Source organism: Methanobrevibacter sp. TMH8 (genome assembly GCF_020148105.1).
In the GTDB taxonomy this organism is placed as follows: domain Archaea; phylum Methanobacteriota; class Methanobacteria; order Methanobacteriales; family Methanobacteriaceae; genus Methanobinarius.
Genome location: NZ_JAHLZE010000037.1, coordinates 54748 through 69891 on the forward strand (window position 1 = coordinate 54748; position 15144 = coordinate 69891).

The following is a 15144-nucleotide window of genomic DNA, read 5'->3' on the forward strand; positions in this document are numbered from 1 at the left end:
AAAGATATAAATAGATATGGTGAATTTATTAATAGGTTGTGGTGAGAATAAAAATGCTCTATTAGCAGCAGAATTATTAAATAGGGACGAAAATTTCAATATTGAATTAGCTAAGTCTGATGAAGAGTTAATTCAAGGTTTAAAAAGTGAAAAATTCGATGCTATTATAAGAGGGTCCTTAAAATCTTTTAATATTTTAAAAAATCTAAAAGAATTAAATATGAATGCTACAAATAGTTTGACTGATTTGAATAGTTCAAATGATTCTAATAGTTTAAATGGTTCAAATAATTTGAATAATTTGAATGGTTTAAACGATTTAAATGAAACTGATAAATCAGATGAAAAAATAAATAAACCAATATATAGAGCTAGTTATATTAAAGCTAATACCAGTGAAAACCAAGAGTTTTTACTTGGACCCGTAGGTATTGATGAAGGAGATAGTATTGATGAAAAATTGAATTTAGCTATTTATGCAGCTGAATTCATGAATAAAATTGATAAAGTTCCTAAAATAGCTATTTTAGCTGATGGAAGAAAAGAAGATTTGGGAAGAAGCTCAACTATTGATAAATCAATTGAAGAAAGTGAAGAACTTGTAGAAAAAATTGAAAATTCACTTTTGAATCTAGAATTTCTTTCAGATTTTTCTGTGAAAAATTATTATATATTAATAGAAAAAGCTGTTAAAGAAGGGAATAATATTATCATTGCTCCTGATGGAATCATAGGCAATATAATATTTAGAAGTCTTGTTCTTTTAAGTTCATGGGAAAGTTATGGTGCAATTGCTCTTGGAATGGATAAAATATTCATAGATACTAGTCGTGATCAAACAAAAGAAGGATATATTCGTGCATTGAAGTTTGCACAGAGTTTAGTCAATAAAAGTTTATAAACTCTTAATTTTTATAATTTAGAAAAATATTTATGAATATTTAAGTTTATATGCTAACATATACTTATATAAAATAGGATGTTAAAATAATTAAAATAATCATAATAATGTAATCTAATATAAATCTAATATAGATTATCATATATTATTAATTAAATTTATAAATATTATTTTTATAATCATTTAAAATATAATCATATAAATTTTATAAATATAATTTTATAATCGTTTGGAATATAATTATTTAAAATATAATCATATAAATTTTATAGATATAATTATAATCGTTTGGAATATAATCATTTAAAATATAATCATATAAATTTTATAAATATAATTTTATAATTATAAATTATTGTAAAATATAAATTATTTTAAAATTATTTAAATTAATTGTAAAATTGTTTTAAAAAATTAATTATTATAAGAAATTACATAAATTAAAATATTTTAAGGAGAAAATAATGGATATACTGAAACCAATCTATCAACTATATGAATGGCGGATTTCAAGAGGATTGGATCCAAATAGTATGCCTAAACACATAGCTATTATCATGGATGGTAATAGAAGATATTCTCGTGTTCAGGGAAATATAAATGTTATTAAAGGGCATGAAATTGGAGTAGATACACTTGAAAAAGTTCTTGATTGGAGTATTGATCTTGGAATTGAGATAGTAACTGCTTATGCTTTTTCAACTGAGAATTTTAATCGACCAGCTGAAGAAGTTGAAGGTTTGATGAATTTATTTGTAAAAAACTTTAAAAGAATTGTTTCTCATGAAAAAATTCATAAAAATGAAGTAAAAGTTAAAGTAGTTGGTAGACTTGATCTTTTACCCGAAACCGTTAGGGAAGCTATTTTAGAAGCAGAAGAATCAACTGCACATTATAATAAAAAATTATTTAATTTAGCTATTGGTTATGATGGTCGTCTTGAAATAGTAGATGCTATAAAAAAGATAGCTAAAGATGTTAAAGATGGAAAAATTACTGAAGATCAAATTGATGAAAAATTAGTAAGTGATAACCTTTATACTGCAGGACTTGAAGACCCTAACTTAATTATTCGTACTAGTGGTGAAGAACGTCTTAGTGGGTTCCTTTTATGGCAATCTTCATATTCTGAACTTTATTTTTGTGATAGTTTATGGCCTGAACTAAGAAAAGTTGACTTTTTAAGAGCTATTCGTGATTATCAACAAAGAGAAAGAAGATATGGGGTTTAATTTAGTCATATTTTGAATTAATTTAATATTAACTAATACAATATTAATTCTATAAAGATCTTTGAATATTATCATAGATCCAAATTTTATTTTAATAATATTATTTAAATAAAAATAAATGAATAAAAGGTTAAATTGATTTTATTAACCTTTTTTATATATTTATTCATTTTTATGTGTTTATTTTATTTTTAAGTATTTGTTTTATTCTTTTATGTTCGTTTTGTTTTTTTAGTTTGTTTATTTATTGTGATTTGTTTGTTTTGTTATTGTATATTTGTTTTATTTTTATAGGTTTATTTTATTTTTCTATGTTTATGTATTCTAACTTGTTAGAGATTCAAGACCTTTTGAAGCTAATAAACCCATAAAAGATCCTTGAGGCTCCATGATTATTGTTCCTTTATTATATTCATCTAAAGCAGCCTTAATCATTGTATTCTTTTTTGAAGGGTCTGTTGCAGCTTGTGTAATAGCTTTTATTAATACCATTACTGCATCTCCTCTTGACATTGTTCCTTTACTGTTACTACTACCTTTATAACCTGAATAATTGTCATTTTCTCTTATAATGCTTGTTGAATCAAGATCAGAAACTTCTCCATTAACTTTAAATGGTCTAATTGAATCTAAAATTGCATCTAATCCCACATTTGTGACTGCTACTACTGCATCAGCTTTTACTCCAGTTTCTGCAGCTACTGTTTCTTTTGCATATTCCATACCTTGCCTTACATCTCGATCATATTCTGGAGTTCCTTCTTTATGGTTGGACCATAATGAATCATGAAGTCGCATTGTACCTGAATATATGTTGTTTGGAGCAGGTTGTGTAGGGTGTCTCATTTGTCCAGGATATACAGGTTCATATTTTTTTATTTCACCATTTTGCATATATATCAAAAATGCCATATCCAAACCACCTAAACCTGGTTGTTCACCTTTGTCAACACCTAATACTAAAATTGTCCTGTTTCCATCATTTAAGTTAGGACCTCCTAAAAAAGTTCCCCATGCCAAAGCAAGTATCCCAATACCAGCTACAATCAGGATTGCTATAATAAGTTTATTTTTCCTTTCCATGTTATCTCAGCCCATTAAAATAGTAAAATTTTAAAATCATTCTTTTTTGTTTAGTTATTTTTTATTTTTTATTTTTTATTTTTTTCTTTATTTTATTTTATCTATTTTTTCTATTTTTTATTTTTCATTCATTATGTTGAACTAGAACAATATTAACTCCATTAGGGTCTTTGAATAGTGCCATAGACCCTACTGTTATTTCAATAGGTTCCATTTCAAATTTAATTCCTTTATTTTTAAGCATTTCAACTTCAGTATCCATATCTTCAACATCCATGCCTACAGAATAAAGACCAATATCAAATGATTCGTTTTCTATTAATTCTATTAGGGTATCTCCTTCACCTTTTAATAAAGTGATTTTCCCCTGAGGAAGATTATATTCACTATCTATTTCAAAACCTAATTTATCTTTGTAAAAGTGTACTGATTCTTCCATATCTTTAACTATCATTGTACTGTACTTTATTTTCATTTTATCACAGTTTGATTATATTATTACTTATTATTAGTTATTATTATCCTTATCTATTATTGGGTATGATTTTATATAAATATAGCTGTTTTCACTATATAGTTTTAATATAAAATTTTAATTATAAATGATGTATATATTAAAGATATTTATTAGTTATCAATATTGTATTATCTTTTATATCTAGCTATTCATAGCTTTTTCATTGAATAAATAATGATTTTCGTTAATTATACTAATTATTATATTTTCTATTTCTTATTTTTATTATAATAGTTTATTAATATTTTAGAATGGATATGGAATATCTTCTTTTTTTATATATTGTATTTTTAGTTTTGTGTTTTTTGTAAAATTGTGTTGGTTTTTTAGTTATATGTTTATATTTTCTATTGTAAAGTATTTTTTACAAAATCGCAATCTTTATATATCTCTTTGCCAATATAATTGTATTAGTAAAATAAACATTACTAAATTGCTATTATATTAAATATTGAATTCAGTTATTGATAGCTGTTTTCATTATTTAATATAGTTTAATCATATTTTTTCTTAGTTCGTTTAATTCAGGTTAAACGAAGTAAAATTAAGAAAAAATAGCTATGATTTGGAAAAATAGAGGGAGATTTTCTTTATTAAAGGTAAATTATATGAAAAATATTGAATATTTAATAAATTTTATAATTGTTAGAATATTTTTGTATGAACTGTAAATCAATTTTATAGTAATTATATTTAAAAAATAGTAAGTTAGTTCGTTTAACCTGAATATAACGAAGTAAATTTTTTAGTAATAATATTATTCTTTGATAAAGGAGGGGTTTTCAAAACTATATTGTTTTAGAGGGGTTATTTTTTATTATATTTTTTTAGTTATATTATGTCTTATTTATATAATGATGAAAAGGTTATCATAATTTATCATGATTATTTTTTTTGAGTAATTTTTTCATGATTATATAAGATTAGAGGGGCTATTATGCAATGATATTTGAATAAATGCTCTTTTTTTTAATTTAATTAGTAGATGTTAACTTTCGGGAGAGTTTATTAATTATATTAATGGTTTTATATTAATCAAAAAAAAATTTGTAAATGTGATTTATTAAAAAGGATAAATATGTTCTATTAAGAATTTTTTTAGATAATTATTCACCCCTTATTTTAAATTCTTTTTTTAGGGACTATTTTATTCTTTTTTGCATCACATTTTAGAATTTTCGAAAAAATTAATCCCATAAATGGGGAGGTGAATAAAATTATTAAACAAAATAAAAAAATTATAACTCATACATTAATTATAGCGAGTATTATTTTATTTGCTGTAATTAGTTTGCAAGCTGGTTTTGCAGCTACCACTACTACTATTGATAATCAGACTTCTGGTGGAATAAGCAAAGCGCTCAATGATTCAATTCATGGAGATATAATTGAACTAGAAGAAGGAATATACACAGGTAACAACAATACCAATATGACAATTAATAAAAACATTACAATTCAAGGAAAAACCAAAGACAAAGTCATCCTGGATGCACAAAGACTCAGCAGGATTTTTTCAATAGGAAATAACCTTAATGTAACATTCATAAACATAACATTCCTGAATGCAAATGTTATAGGCAATGGTGGAGCAATCTACAACAACTATGGAGCTACTAAGATGACACTCATAAACTGTACATTTTCAAATAATGAAGTAACTAATTCAACTTCTTCGAATGGCTATGGTGGCGCAATCTACAATGCTGGAAGTAACATTACTGTCGATAATTGTACATTTATCAACAATACTGCATGTCGTGGTGGTGTAATCTTCAATTATTACAGTTCGGGTCATAATATGAATATAATTAATTCTGAATTTACTAATAACACAGCAATAATATCTGGTGGTGCAATCTACAATGGTGCTGTTAATTTAAGCATAATTAACTCTTATTTCAATGGAAATAATGCATTAAATAGTTTTGCTGGTGCAATCTACAGTTATGGTGTTAATAAGACTATAATTAATTCTATATTCATCAATAATAGTGCACCTAATTCGGGTGCTACCATTCGAAATGGTGGTAATAACAGTGCTTTAATTAATTGTACATTCATCAATAGTACTGTAAATGAAAGTTCTTTAATCTTCAATAATGTTGAAAATTATTCTGTAGTTAATTGTACTTTTAGTAATAATACAATTTATGGTGGTCATTTAATCTATACAAGTGCTACCATGTCGATTTATAATAATATTATTGCAAATAATACTATTTTTGAAGGTAATCTTGTTTATTGTAATGGTGGTGGTATAGGTGGGAATTTGACTATTTATGATAGTATTATAACAAATAATACTTTGAAATCTAGCCAAGGATATGCTGTAAACAATACAGGTTCAATTCATATCATTAACACTACTATCTCTGATAATGATGGTGGTGGTATTCTTAATGATGGTAATGCTACATTGGAGGGTAATAATATTTCTGGCAATTCTGGTGATGGTGTGAATACTGGTAATGGTGGTGATTCTACTATTGTTGATAATGAGATTGTTGGTAATGGTGGTAATGGTGTTTCTAATGAAGGTAATGCTATTATTGATGGTAATACTGTTAATGATAATGCTGGTGATGGTATAATTAATAATGGTAATGCTACTGTTGAAAACAATACTGTTTCTAGAAATTCTGGAGATGATATTGTTAATAATGGTGATATAGATGGTTCAGGAAATATTATTAATATTCAATCAGATTTAGCTATTAATACTACTGTTTCAGGCAATAAAGTTACCATAAGAGTGAAAGCTACTAATAGTCATAATGGTAATGTTATTGTTGGTGCAACTATTAATTTCTATGCTAATGGAAAATTAATAGGATCTGCAATAACCAACAACAATGGTATTGCTGAATTTACCTACAACATTCCTAAAACAGGTACATACAATCTTTTTGCAACCCTTGAAGAATTTAATACTACTAATACTTTAGAAACCATTTTTTACAGTGAATCCAATACTACTGCAACAATTAATGCAGTATTAGAAAAAAATACTATTATTACTGTTTCTGCACCTACTATTAATGAAGGTAAAAAAACTAATATAAAAGTAACCTTAAAAGACATAAACGGCAACATTCTCAAAAACAAAAAAGTTTCATTAAAAATCAATGGAAAAACATACACTGCAACAACTAACAACAAAGGAATAGCTGTATTCAAGATAGCTGGATTAAAAGGTGGAAAACACACTCTAACAGTTAAATTTGCAGGAGACAACAACTACAAATCATCAACAACCAAAGCAGTACAAAAAATAACCTCTAAAACCAACTTAGGAATCTTATCAATCAAAAAATTATCATTTAAGAAAAGAGTGTCAACTTATAGAGTTACAATAGCTAATACTGGAAGTTTAAAATCTAAATCTACTGTTTTGGCTCTTTTCCATATGAGAAAAGGAATCAAAATCAAAACCAAATACATTAAAATCAAATCAATAGCTCCAGGAAAGAAAATATCAATAATCGTCAGCTACTTCCCAGACAAAGCAAACCACAGATACTGCATAGCACACTTCCAAGTAGATCCAAAAAACAAAAACAAAGAAATAATATTAGCTAACAACAAAAAATCAATCAGCTTAAAACACTAAAAACAATCTTTAAAGGATAAATTTAAATCTTTTATCCTTTTTTTATTTATTCTTATTCATTTTTACTCATTTTTATCTATTATCTATTTATTATACAAAATAAATCAAATATTTATTATTAAAATACTACTTTTTTATGTAAAAAATTTATAAAATTTTAAATATATAAAAATGTTATAAATATTAAATTAAACAAATGTAAATTTATTTAATAAAATATTACAATAGCTTATAAAAAACATTTTAATAAAATTTAAAAGTATTTCATTTAATAAAAGCTAATAATATTAGAATTTCTATAAAATTTTAACATTAATTAATAAAAGATTAGGTATGATATAATGATTGATACTCATTGTCACATTGATTTTGAACCATTTAACGAAGATAGAGAAGAAACAATAAAACGAGCAAAAGAAAAGCTAAGTGCAATGATAAATTCTGGAACTAGTCTTGAAGGAAACGAAAGAGCTTTAAAACTATCAGAAGAATACTCAGGATTTATATATCCTACTTTTGGTTTTCATCCAGTTAGTTCTGGACAAAGTGATTCTGATGACTTAAACCTAGTTATAAAATATATAAAAGAACATATAAATGATATTGTAGCTATTGGCGAGGTAGGAATGGATTATTTCTATGTTAAAGATAAAACTGAAAGAGCTCGCCAAGGAGAAATTTTTACAAAATTTGTAGAACTTGCAAATGAATATGAAATTCCACTTCTTATTCATGCAAGAGATTGTGAAAAAAAGGCATTTAATATTGTTAAAGAATATGATAATATTCCAAGTGTTATATTTCACTGTTATAGTGGTAGCTTGAAAACAGCTAAAAAATTAATAGAAGAAGGATATTATACTTCATTTTCTACAATGATCTGTTATTCAAATCATCATCAAGAATTAGCTAAAGATATTCCAATAGAAAATATATTAACTGAAACTGACAGTCCATATCTAGCTCCAAAAAGAGGAGACAGAAATGAACCTGCTAATGTAGCTTATGTAATTGAGAAGTTAGCTGAAATCAAAGAAGAATCAGTTGATACTATTGATAAAATCACAGAAAATACAGCTAAAAGTGTTTTTGATATTTAATTACAATTTTTTTAAATATTATTTATATTTTTATCAACTTTTATCTATTTTATAAACTTTTTTACTATTTTACCAACTTTAGCCTATTTATGTATATTTTTGCTTTTTGTGGTATTTTTGTCGTTATCATTTAATAATACTATTAAATAGCTACTATCTATAAATATCTATGTTTAAACCTCTTTGAGATTGTTTCTTTAATTTCGCTGAATCTGTCTTATTTTTACTAGATACATAACCTATGAGGTCCTCTGTTGTTTTTTGTTTCTTGAAATTTAAATTCACAGTTCCATCGCTCATTAAATTCCATGTTATCTTGTCATTAGGTTTTATTCCTAATTTTTTTCTTATTTCTGATGGAATTACAGTTTGATAGCCTTTATAAACTTTTGAATCCATTTAATTGCCTCATTTCTTAATTAATATTGTATATAGTATAATATATGATATAACTAATGTAAAAATTTTTCTAATGGGCTATTTTTCAGATTATTTATTTTTCTAATGTTCTATTTTCTTTATATGCTAATTATTGTTAATGAAATATTTCTTTAAAACTATTTATCTCAATCCTTTGCAGCTGAAATTCCAGATAAATAACCTGTTGAAAAAGCTATTTGAAGGTTATAACCTCCTGTTGGACCACAAGGTTCTAATAATTCCCCTGCAAAATAAAGTCCTTTTCCACTATCTAACTTTGATTCCATAGTTTTAGGATCAATTTCATTAATATTTACTCCCCCACATGTAATCATGGATGCTTTTTCTGGTAAACTGTGTATTTTTATTTGTAATTGTTTTAAATTGTTTATTATTTTGTTTTTATCTTTTTTAGTCATATTACTAAGTGTTTTATTACCACTAACATTAATTTTATTTAAAAAGAAATCAATAAAACGATTTTTTAAATAATATTTAAGATAGTTCTTTATCATGGTTTTCCCATTTGTTTGGGAATCAGCTATTATTTTTTGATTTAACTCATCTTCAGTCATATCTGGAGCTAAATCAATATTTATAAATGTATCTTCAAGTAAAATCTCTTCTTCATCTGTGTTATCCACTTTCTTTCCTTTATTAAATTCATTTCTTTGAATCTGAATTTTTTCTGAGATATACTTACTAATATCTAAAATAGGAGGGCCAGACAATCCAAAGTGTGTGATTAATACATTACCTCTTCCATATATTTTTTTAGATTTATATGAAACTATAACATCTTCTAAAGCTATTCCTGACAGCTGTTTTAATGAATTGTCTTCTACCTTCAATGGAATAGCACCAGGAGTTAAACAAGAAATTGTGTGTTTAAAGTTTTTAGCTATTGCATATCCATCTCCAGTTGAACCTGTTTGAGGATAGCTAATTCCTCCAGTAGCTAATATTACTTTTTCTGAATATATTGTTTCATTGGTTGTTTTAATGGTAAAAATGGAAGTTTTTTTATTATTTTCATTATTTTTATTATTTTTATTATTTTCAATTTTTTCTATGGATTTAACTTGATTATTTAATAAAATATCTACATTAAATTCATCTAAATATTCTTTTAGTATTTTTAGAATTGAATTAGAATCATCAGTTATAGGAAAACATCTATTATTTTCTTCTGTTTTAAATGTTAATCCTTTTGATTCAAAAAGAGAAAGTAATTTTTTATTATCAAATGTATAAAATCCATGTTTTAGGAAAAATTTTTCTTCTTTTTCAAATTTATCTAAAATCTTTTTCATAGGACTTAAGTTTGTTATATTACACCTACCTCCTCCTGTTAAAAGTAATTTTTTTCCTAATTGATCATTTTTTTCAATTAAAACGATTTGATTTTTACTTTTCAGCTGTTCTGCAGCAGATATTGCAGCCATCATTCCAGCTGGTCCTCCACCTATAATAGCTACTTTATAATTTTCCATAGTTTCCCTTTTTGTTTTTCATATGCTTTTATTGTTTTAATTTATTTAAAATTTCGATTTATTAATTATTTTAATTATTCATCTTAATTTATTAATTAAATATGTTTTTACTGTTTTAATTTATAAAATTTTAATTTATTAATTATTAAATAAAAAATCAATTTATTATTTTTAATTATTTATATTAATTTATTAATTATCACACAAAAAAACAAAAAATCAATTTATAACTATTTTGATTTATTTATAATACCTTTTTAACCATTTATCACGAAAATCAAAAAAGTTTCCATCAATAATGGATTTACGGATTTCTTGTGTAAGTTTAATAATGAAATGGACATTATGAGTTGTTATAAGTTCTATAGCTATTTGTTTATCTCTAATAATTTCCTCTTCAGTTTTTAATCCATCTTTATTTTTCAATAATTTGTTAATTTTACCTCGAGTGTATTGAGATTTACAAGTTGGACATTCACAACCTTTGAATAAAGGTGAAGGATCTTCTGCAAATTTTGCATTTCTTATGTTAATATCTCCATCAAGAGTGTAAACTTTTCCATGTCTTGCTTCTCTAGTTGGTGCAACACAATCAAAAGTATCACATCCATTTTCTACTCCAATAAAAATATCATCTGGTTTGGAAAGACCAAGTAAGTGTCGAGGTTTTGATTCTGGTAAGATTGAATTCACCCAGAATAAAATATTAGGGAGCTGTTCTTTTTCAAATGCACCACCTATACCATACCCATCAAAATCCATTGCTCCTAAATCACGAGCAGCTTTTTCTCGTAGATCTTGATAATGTGCACCTTGTAACACACCAAAAAGTCCTTGATAAGGTTTTCCAACTCTCTCTTTAGTTAATTTTTTATGTTCAGTTAAACATCTTTTTGCCCAGCTATAAGTACGATCAAGTGCTTCTTCATTATACTCTCTACTATCACCAATGTTAGTTAATTCATCAAATGCCATGATGATATCAGCACCAATTTTATGTTGAAATTCCATTGAATATTCTGGTGTGAAAAGTTTTTCATCATCTTTCTCATTTCTCTTAAAATATACTCCATCGTCTGTTACCCTTGATAAATGGCGTTTTTTATCTGTTTTAAATTGTTCACGAGCAATGTTTCGTTTGTCCATTGAAATTACTTTACCTAAACCACTACCAAATGACATGACTTGAAATCCACCACTATCTGTAATCGTAGGACAGTTGTATCCAGAATATTTGGACAATCCTCCAGCTTTTTCTATTTCATCATCAATTTTAGATAAATGGAATCCATTACTAATCATTACTTGAGCATTAATATTATGAAATTGCTGAGGTTCTAGAAACTTGACTTTGGCATAAGTACCAACTACTACAAAGTTAGGTGTGTGAATATCACCATGTGGAGTATGAATAATACCTGCTCTACCTAAGGCATCTGGAATTTTTGCATTGATTTCAAAACTAAATTGGTTCTGTGTCATTTTCCACCACTTTTCTACATAATTTAACTGCACCATAAGTTACAGGTAATAATAATGTTTCACCAATGATTTTGGAAGTGTATGCAATAACTAACAATCCAAGGAATTGTGTGGTTGAAATAGTACCGATAAATGCTATGGTAGTGAAAATTAAAGTATCAACCAAATCTCCAACAAGACTTGAACCAATTGCCCTTTGCCATAAATGTTTGCCTTTAGTAATCTCTTTAATTTTAACAAAAACATAAGCATTAAGAATTTGTCCAGTTACAAATGCTATTAAGCTACCAGCAACAATACGGGGCATGAATCCTATAATTGTTTCATATGCCACTTGATTTCCCCATCCTGGACCTGGAGGTAAAATTTGAACAATGAATAGTCCTAAAACAGCTACTAAATTCATTGCAAATGCTGTCCAAATTACTTTTTTGGCCTTTTGAAAACCAAAAATTTCAGTAATCACATCTCCTAGAATATAAGAAAGAGGAAAAAGTATTGCTCCACCATCCCAAACTAAACCAGTTCCAAAAAAATCAAACATCTTAGTACTAGCTAGATTACTTATAATTAAAACTGTCGCTGTTAAAGCTGTCAAAATTGCAAAAAGTTCTGATTTAGAAATTTTTAACTTACTTCCTAAAAACAACATTATTCTTTCTTTCAATATCATTCCTCTTTTAATATAATTGTGAATATTTAAACTCTTTTATTTTTAATTATATTTAATTATATTAATCATATTTAATTAATTATATTAATGAATTAATTAGTTTACAATATTAATAATAAAACTATAATATAAAAATTGATTTATAGAATACTTAAAAAATTATAATTAATTCATTGAAAGAAAATAAATTAATTTTTAAAAAAATCAATTCAGAGAAAATTAATTCAGAAATTAATTCATAAAAAATCAATTCATAAAAAATTGATTCAGGAATTGATTCTGAAAAAAAATAATATAATTAAAAATAAAATAAAAAAATTGAAAAACAGACTTAAGGTGTTAATCTACGTCTGTCTCTTGGGAATAAAACTGTTTCTCTTATATTTTCTAATCCTGTTAGAGTCATGTTGAATCTATCTGCTCCAAGACCCCATCCTGAGTGAGGTGGCATGCCATATTCAAATGCTTTCAAATATCCTCCAAATGCATCAGGATTTAATCCTTTTTCAGCTATTTTTTCTCTAAGTAAGTCGTGTTGGTGAACCCTCATAGCTCCAGATGATATTTCAAGATCTTTATACATTAAATCAAATGCATGACTTTTTATTGGGTCTTTTTCATTTGGCATTACATAAAATGGTTTTATTTCTGTTGGCCATTCTGTTAAAAAGTAATATCCATCCATCATATCACCAAGTGCCTTTTCAGCTGCTCTTGATAGGTCTTCTCCCCATTCCATTGGAACATCTTTGGAATTTATCATATCAACAGCATCATCATAAGTTACAATTTCAAAATGACCTTCTGGAGTTTCTAAATCAATTCCGAGAGTTTTTAACTCTTCACTACAGTCTTCTTTAACATTTATTATTACTTCTTGGACCAAATCATTTAAGACTTTCATAACTTCAACATCATCCATAAAAGAAGCTTCCATATCAATGGAAACAGCTTCATTCAAATGACGTAGTGTATCATGTTCTTCAGCTCTAAATATTTGAGCTATTTCATAAACTTTATCAAAACCAGCTGACATCATCATCTGTTTATATAATTGAGGACTTTGACCAAGGAATGCTTCTTTTTCAAAGTAAGTAATCGGGAATAATTCAGTTCCTCCTTCGGTAGCTGAAGCAACAAGTTTTGGAGTATTAACTTCTAAGTATCCATTTTTTTCAAAGAAACATCTAACTGTATGGAGCATTTTACTTTTTATTTTAAATATAGAACTCACTGATGGTTTTCTAAGGTCTATAAATCTAGAATCAAGACGAGTGTCAATTTCTGCTTTTACTTTCTCTGTTGGATCCATTGGTAATGGTTGGTTAGCTAAGCAAAATAATTTAATTTCATTTGGTATGATTTCAACACCATTGGGTGCTTTCCCACTTTCTTGAACTATACCTTTTAATCCAATTACAGATTCTTTCCTTAATTTTCTAATTGTTTCTACTAATTCAGCGGATACTTCTTTAGTTGGGGCGGTTAGCTGTATCATTCCTTCTCTATCTCTAATAAGCACAAAAATAATTCCACCAAGGTCTCTTATTTCATGAACCCAACCCATAACTGTGACTTCACTGTTAGTTGTACTTTCATCTACTTCTTTAGTATAATGAGTTCTTCTCCAATCATCGGATAATCTTGTCAATTTTTCACCTTTTTGATAAGTTATGTTATAAAATAAAGTTATATTATAATATATTATAAAATTATAATATTATAAAATATTTTTTAGTAAATCATAAATTATAATTTTATTATTTTTTATTTTATTTTTATAAATTTTAATAATTTAATTATTATTTTAATTAATATTTTAATCCATATTTTATTTTTATAGATTTTATTATTTAATCAATATTTTATTATTTTAATTATCATATTAATTATTATTTTAATTGATATCTTAATCAGTATTTTATTTTTAATAATTTAATTATTATTTTAATTAATATTTTAATCCATATTTTATTTTTATAGATTTTATTATTTAATCAATATTTTATTATTTTAATTATCATATTAATTATTATTTTAATTTTTTAATAAATGTATAGTTTAAAATAATAATATAATTTTGAATAATATATTAATTTTTAATATATTTCTAATTAATATATTTTAATTAATTAATAGTTTATTATTTTAGTATTTTAATTTGTATTGTAATAATTTTTAATATAAATCTCTTTTTAAATAAATCATGTCGATTAATTGCTTGTCGTCTTCAAAAATAGGTTTCTTATAATTGTCAACAAAAAAATTACTTATCTTATGGGATTTTTCAAATCCACATTTTTCATAAAAATTGATTATTTTTTCACAATCTCCTGTTCCAACATAAATACTTTTGAATTTGTTTTTACACTTACAGTAATCAATTATAAATTCAATTAATTTTTGCCCATATCCTTGATTTTGATATTGAGGATATGTTGCTATGTTTTTTAGTTCATAACTATCCTTTAAAGAAGTTAAAACACATAGAGATTTTAAATCATCATCATATAAAGTAAAAAGTTCTCCATCTTCTAGATATTTGTCTATCATCTCTTCTTCTTCATCAGCTAATAATAGCAAATCTAGAAATTCCTTTTTATTTTCTTTTATTTTTAATATTTTCATAT

12 protein-coding genes are annotated in these 15144 nt (G+C 25.5%); 4 read left to right on the plus strand and 8 right to left on the minus strand.

All coding sequences use genetic code 11. From position 1 onward, the window contains the following. The first annotated feature begins 19 nt into the window (after positions 1-19). The gene (gene mtxX, locus KQY27_RS08140; protein ID WP_224426082.1) at positions 20-901 is read left to right on the plus strand and encodes a methanogenesis marker protein Mmp4/MtxX; all 882 of its coding nucleotides are present in this window, start codon (positions 20-22) and stop codon (positions 899-901) included. 464 nt (positions 902-1365) lie between these two features. Then, complete coding sequence (gene uppS, locus KQY27_RS08145; protein WP_224426083.1) at positions 1366-2133, plus strand: polyprenyl diphosphate synthase; 768 nt, start codon at positions 1366-1368, stop codon at positions 2131-2133. A 324-nt stretch (positions 2134-2457) separates the two neighbouring features. Here uppS and KQY27_RS08150 read toward each other — a convergent pair whose 3' ends face one another. Together KQY27_RS08150 and KQY27_RS08155 are read right to left on the minus strand one after the other, a co-directional pair. Further along, positions 2458-3216, minus strand: a complete 759-nt coding sequence (locus KQY27_RS08150) for a DUF4012 domain-containing protein (RefSeq protein ID WP_224426084.1) — start codon at positions 3214-3216, stop codon at positions 2458-2460. A gap of 124 nt (positions 3217-3340) precedes the next feature. Beyond that, positions 3341-3691 carry a VOC family protein gene (locus tag KQY27_RS08155; protein ID WP_224426085.1) on the minus strand — a complete coding sequence of 117 codons (351 nt, stop codon included), beginning with the start codon at positions 3689-3691 and terminating at the stop codon, positions 3341-3343. A gap of 1249 nt (positions 3692-4940) precedes the next feature. Here KQY27_RS08155 and KQY27_RS09355 point away from each other — a divergent pair. Together KQY27_RS09355 and KQY27_RS08165 are read left to right on the plus strand one after the other, a co-directional pair. Then, the gene (locus tag KQY27_RS09355) at positions 4941-7346 is read left to right on the plus strand and encodes an Ig-like domain repeat protein (protein ID WP_224426086.1); all 2406 of its coding nucleotides are present in this window, start codon (positions 4941-4943) and stop codon (positions 7344-7346) included. 341 nt (positions 7347-7687) lie between these two features. Next, positions 7688-8446 carry a TatD family hydrolase gene (locus tag KQY27_RS08165; RefSeq protein WP_224426087.1) on the plus strand — a complete coding sequence of 253 codons (759 nt, stop codon included), beginning with the start codon at positions 7688-7690 and terminating at the stop codon, positions 8444-8446. A 153-nt stretch (positions 8447-8599) separates the two neighbouring features. Here KQY27_RS08165 and KQY27_RS08170 read toward each other — a convergent pair whose 3' ends face one another. The 6 genes from KQY27_RS08170 to KQY27_RS08195 all read right to left on the minus strand — a co-directional run bounded on the left by KQY27_RS08170 (position 8600) and on the right by KQY27_RS08195 (position 15142). Continuing rightward, on the minus strand, positions 8600-8845 hold the full coding sequence (locus KQY27_RS08170; protein WP_224426088.1) for a type II toxin-antitoxin system PrlF family antitoxin: 246 nt from the start codon (positions 8843-8845) through the stop codon (positions 8600-8602). Between the two features lie 167 nt (positions 8846-9012). Beyond that, on the minus strand, positions 9013-10359 hold the full coding sequence (locus KQY27_RS08175; RefSeq protein ID WP_224426089.1) for an NAD(P)/FAD-dependent oxidoreductase: 1347 nt from the start codon (positions 10357-10359) through the stop codon (positions 9013-9015). 240 nt (positions 10360-10599) lie between these two features. After that, on the minus strand, positions 10600-11841 hold the full coding sequence (gene tgt, locus KQY27_RS08180; RefSeq protein ID WP_224426090.1) for a tRNA guanosine(34) transglycosylase Tgt: 1242 nt from the start codon (positions 11839-11841) through the stop codon (positions 10600-10602). Next, a complete protein-coding gene (locus KQY27_RS08185) occupies positions 11822-12508 on the minus strand; it encodes a queuosine precursor transporter (RefSeq protein WP_224426091.1) in 687 nt (228 codons plus the stop codon). Before KQY27_RS08185 ends, tgt begins: the two co-directional genes overlap by 20 nt. A gap of 337 nt (positions 12509-12845) precedes the next feature. Beyond that, positions 12846-14165 carry an aspartate--tRNA(Asn) ligase gene (gene aspS / locus KQY27_RS08190; RefSeq protein WP_224426092.1) on the minus strand — a complete coding sequence of 440 codons (1320 nt, stop codon included), beginning with the start codon at positions 14163-14165 and terminating at the stop codon, positions 12846-12848. 527 nt (positions 14166-14692) lie between these two features. Continuing rightward, positions 14693-15142 carry a GNAT family N-acetyltransferase gene (locus KQY27_RS08195; RefSeq protein ID WP_224426093.1) on the minus strand — a complete coding sequence of 150 codons (450 nt, stop codon included), beginning with the start codon at positions 15140-15142 and terminating at the stop codon, positions 14693-14695. Positions 15143-15144 lie beyond the last annotated feature (2 nt).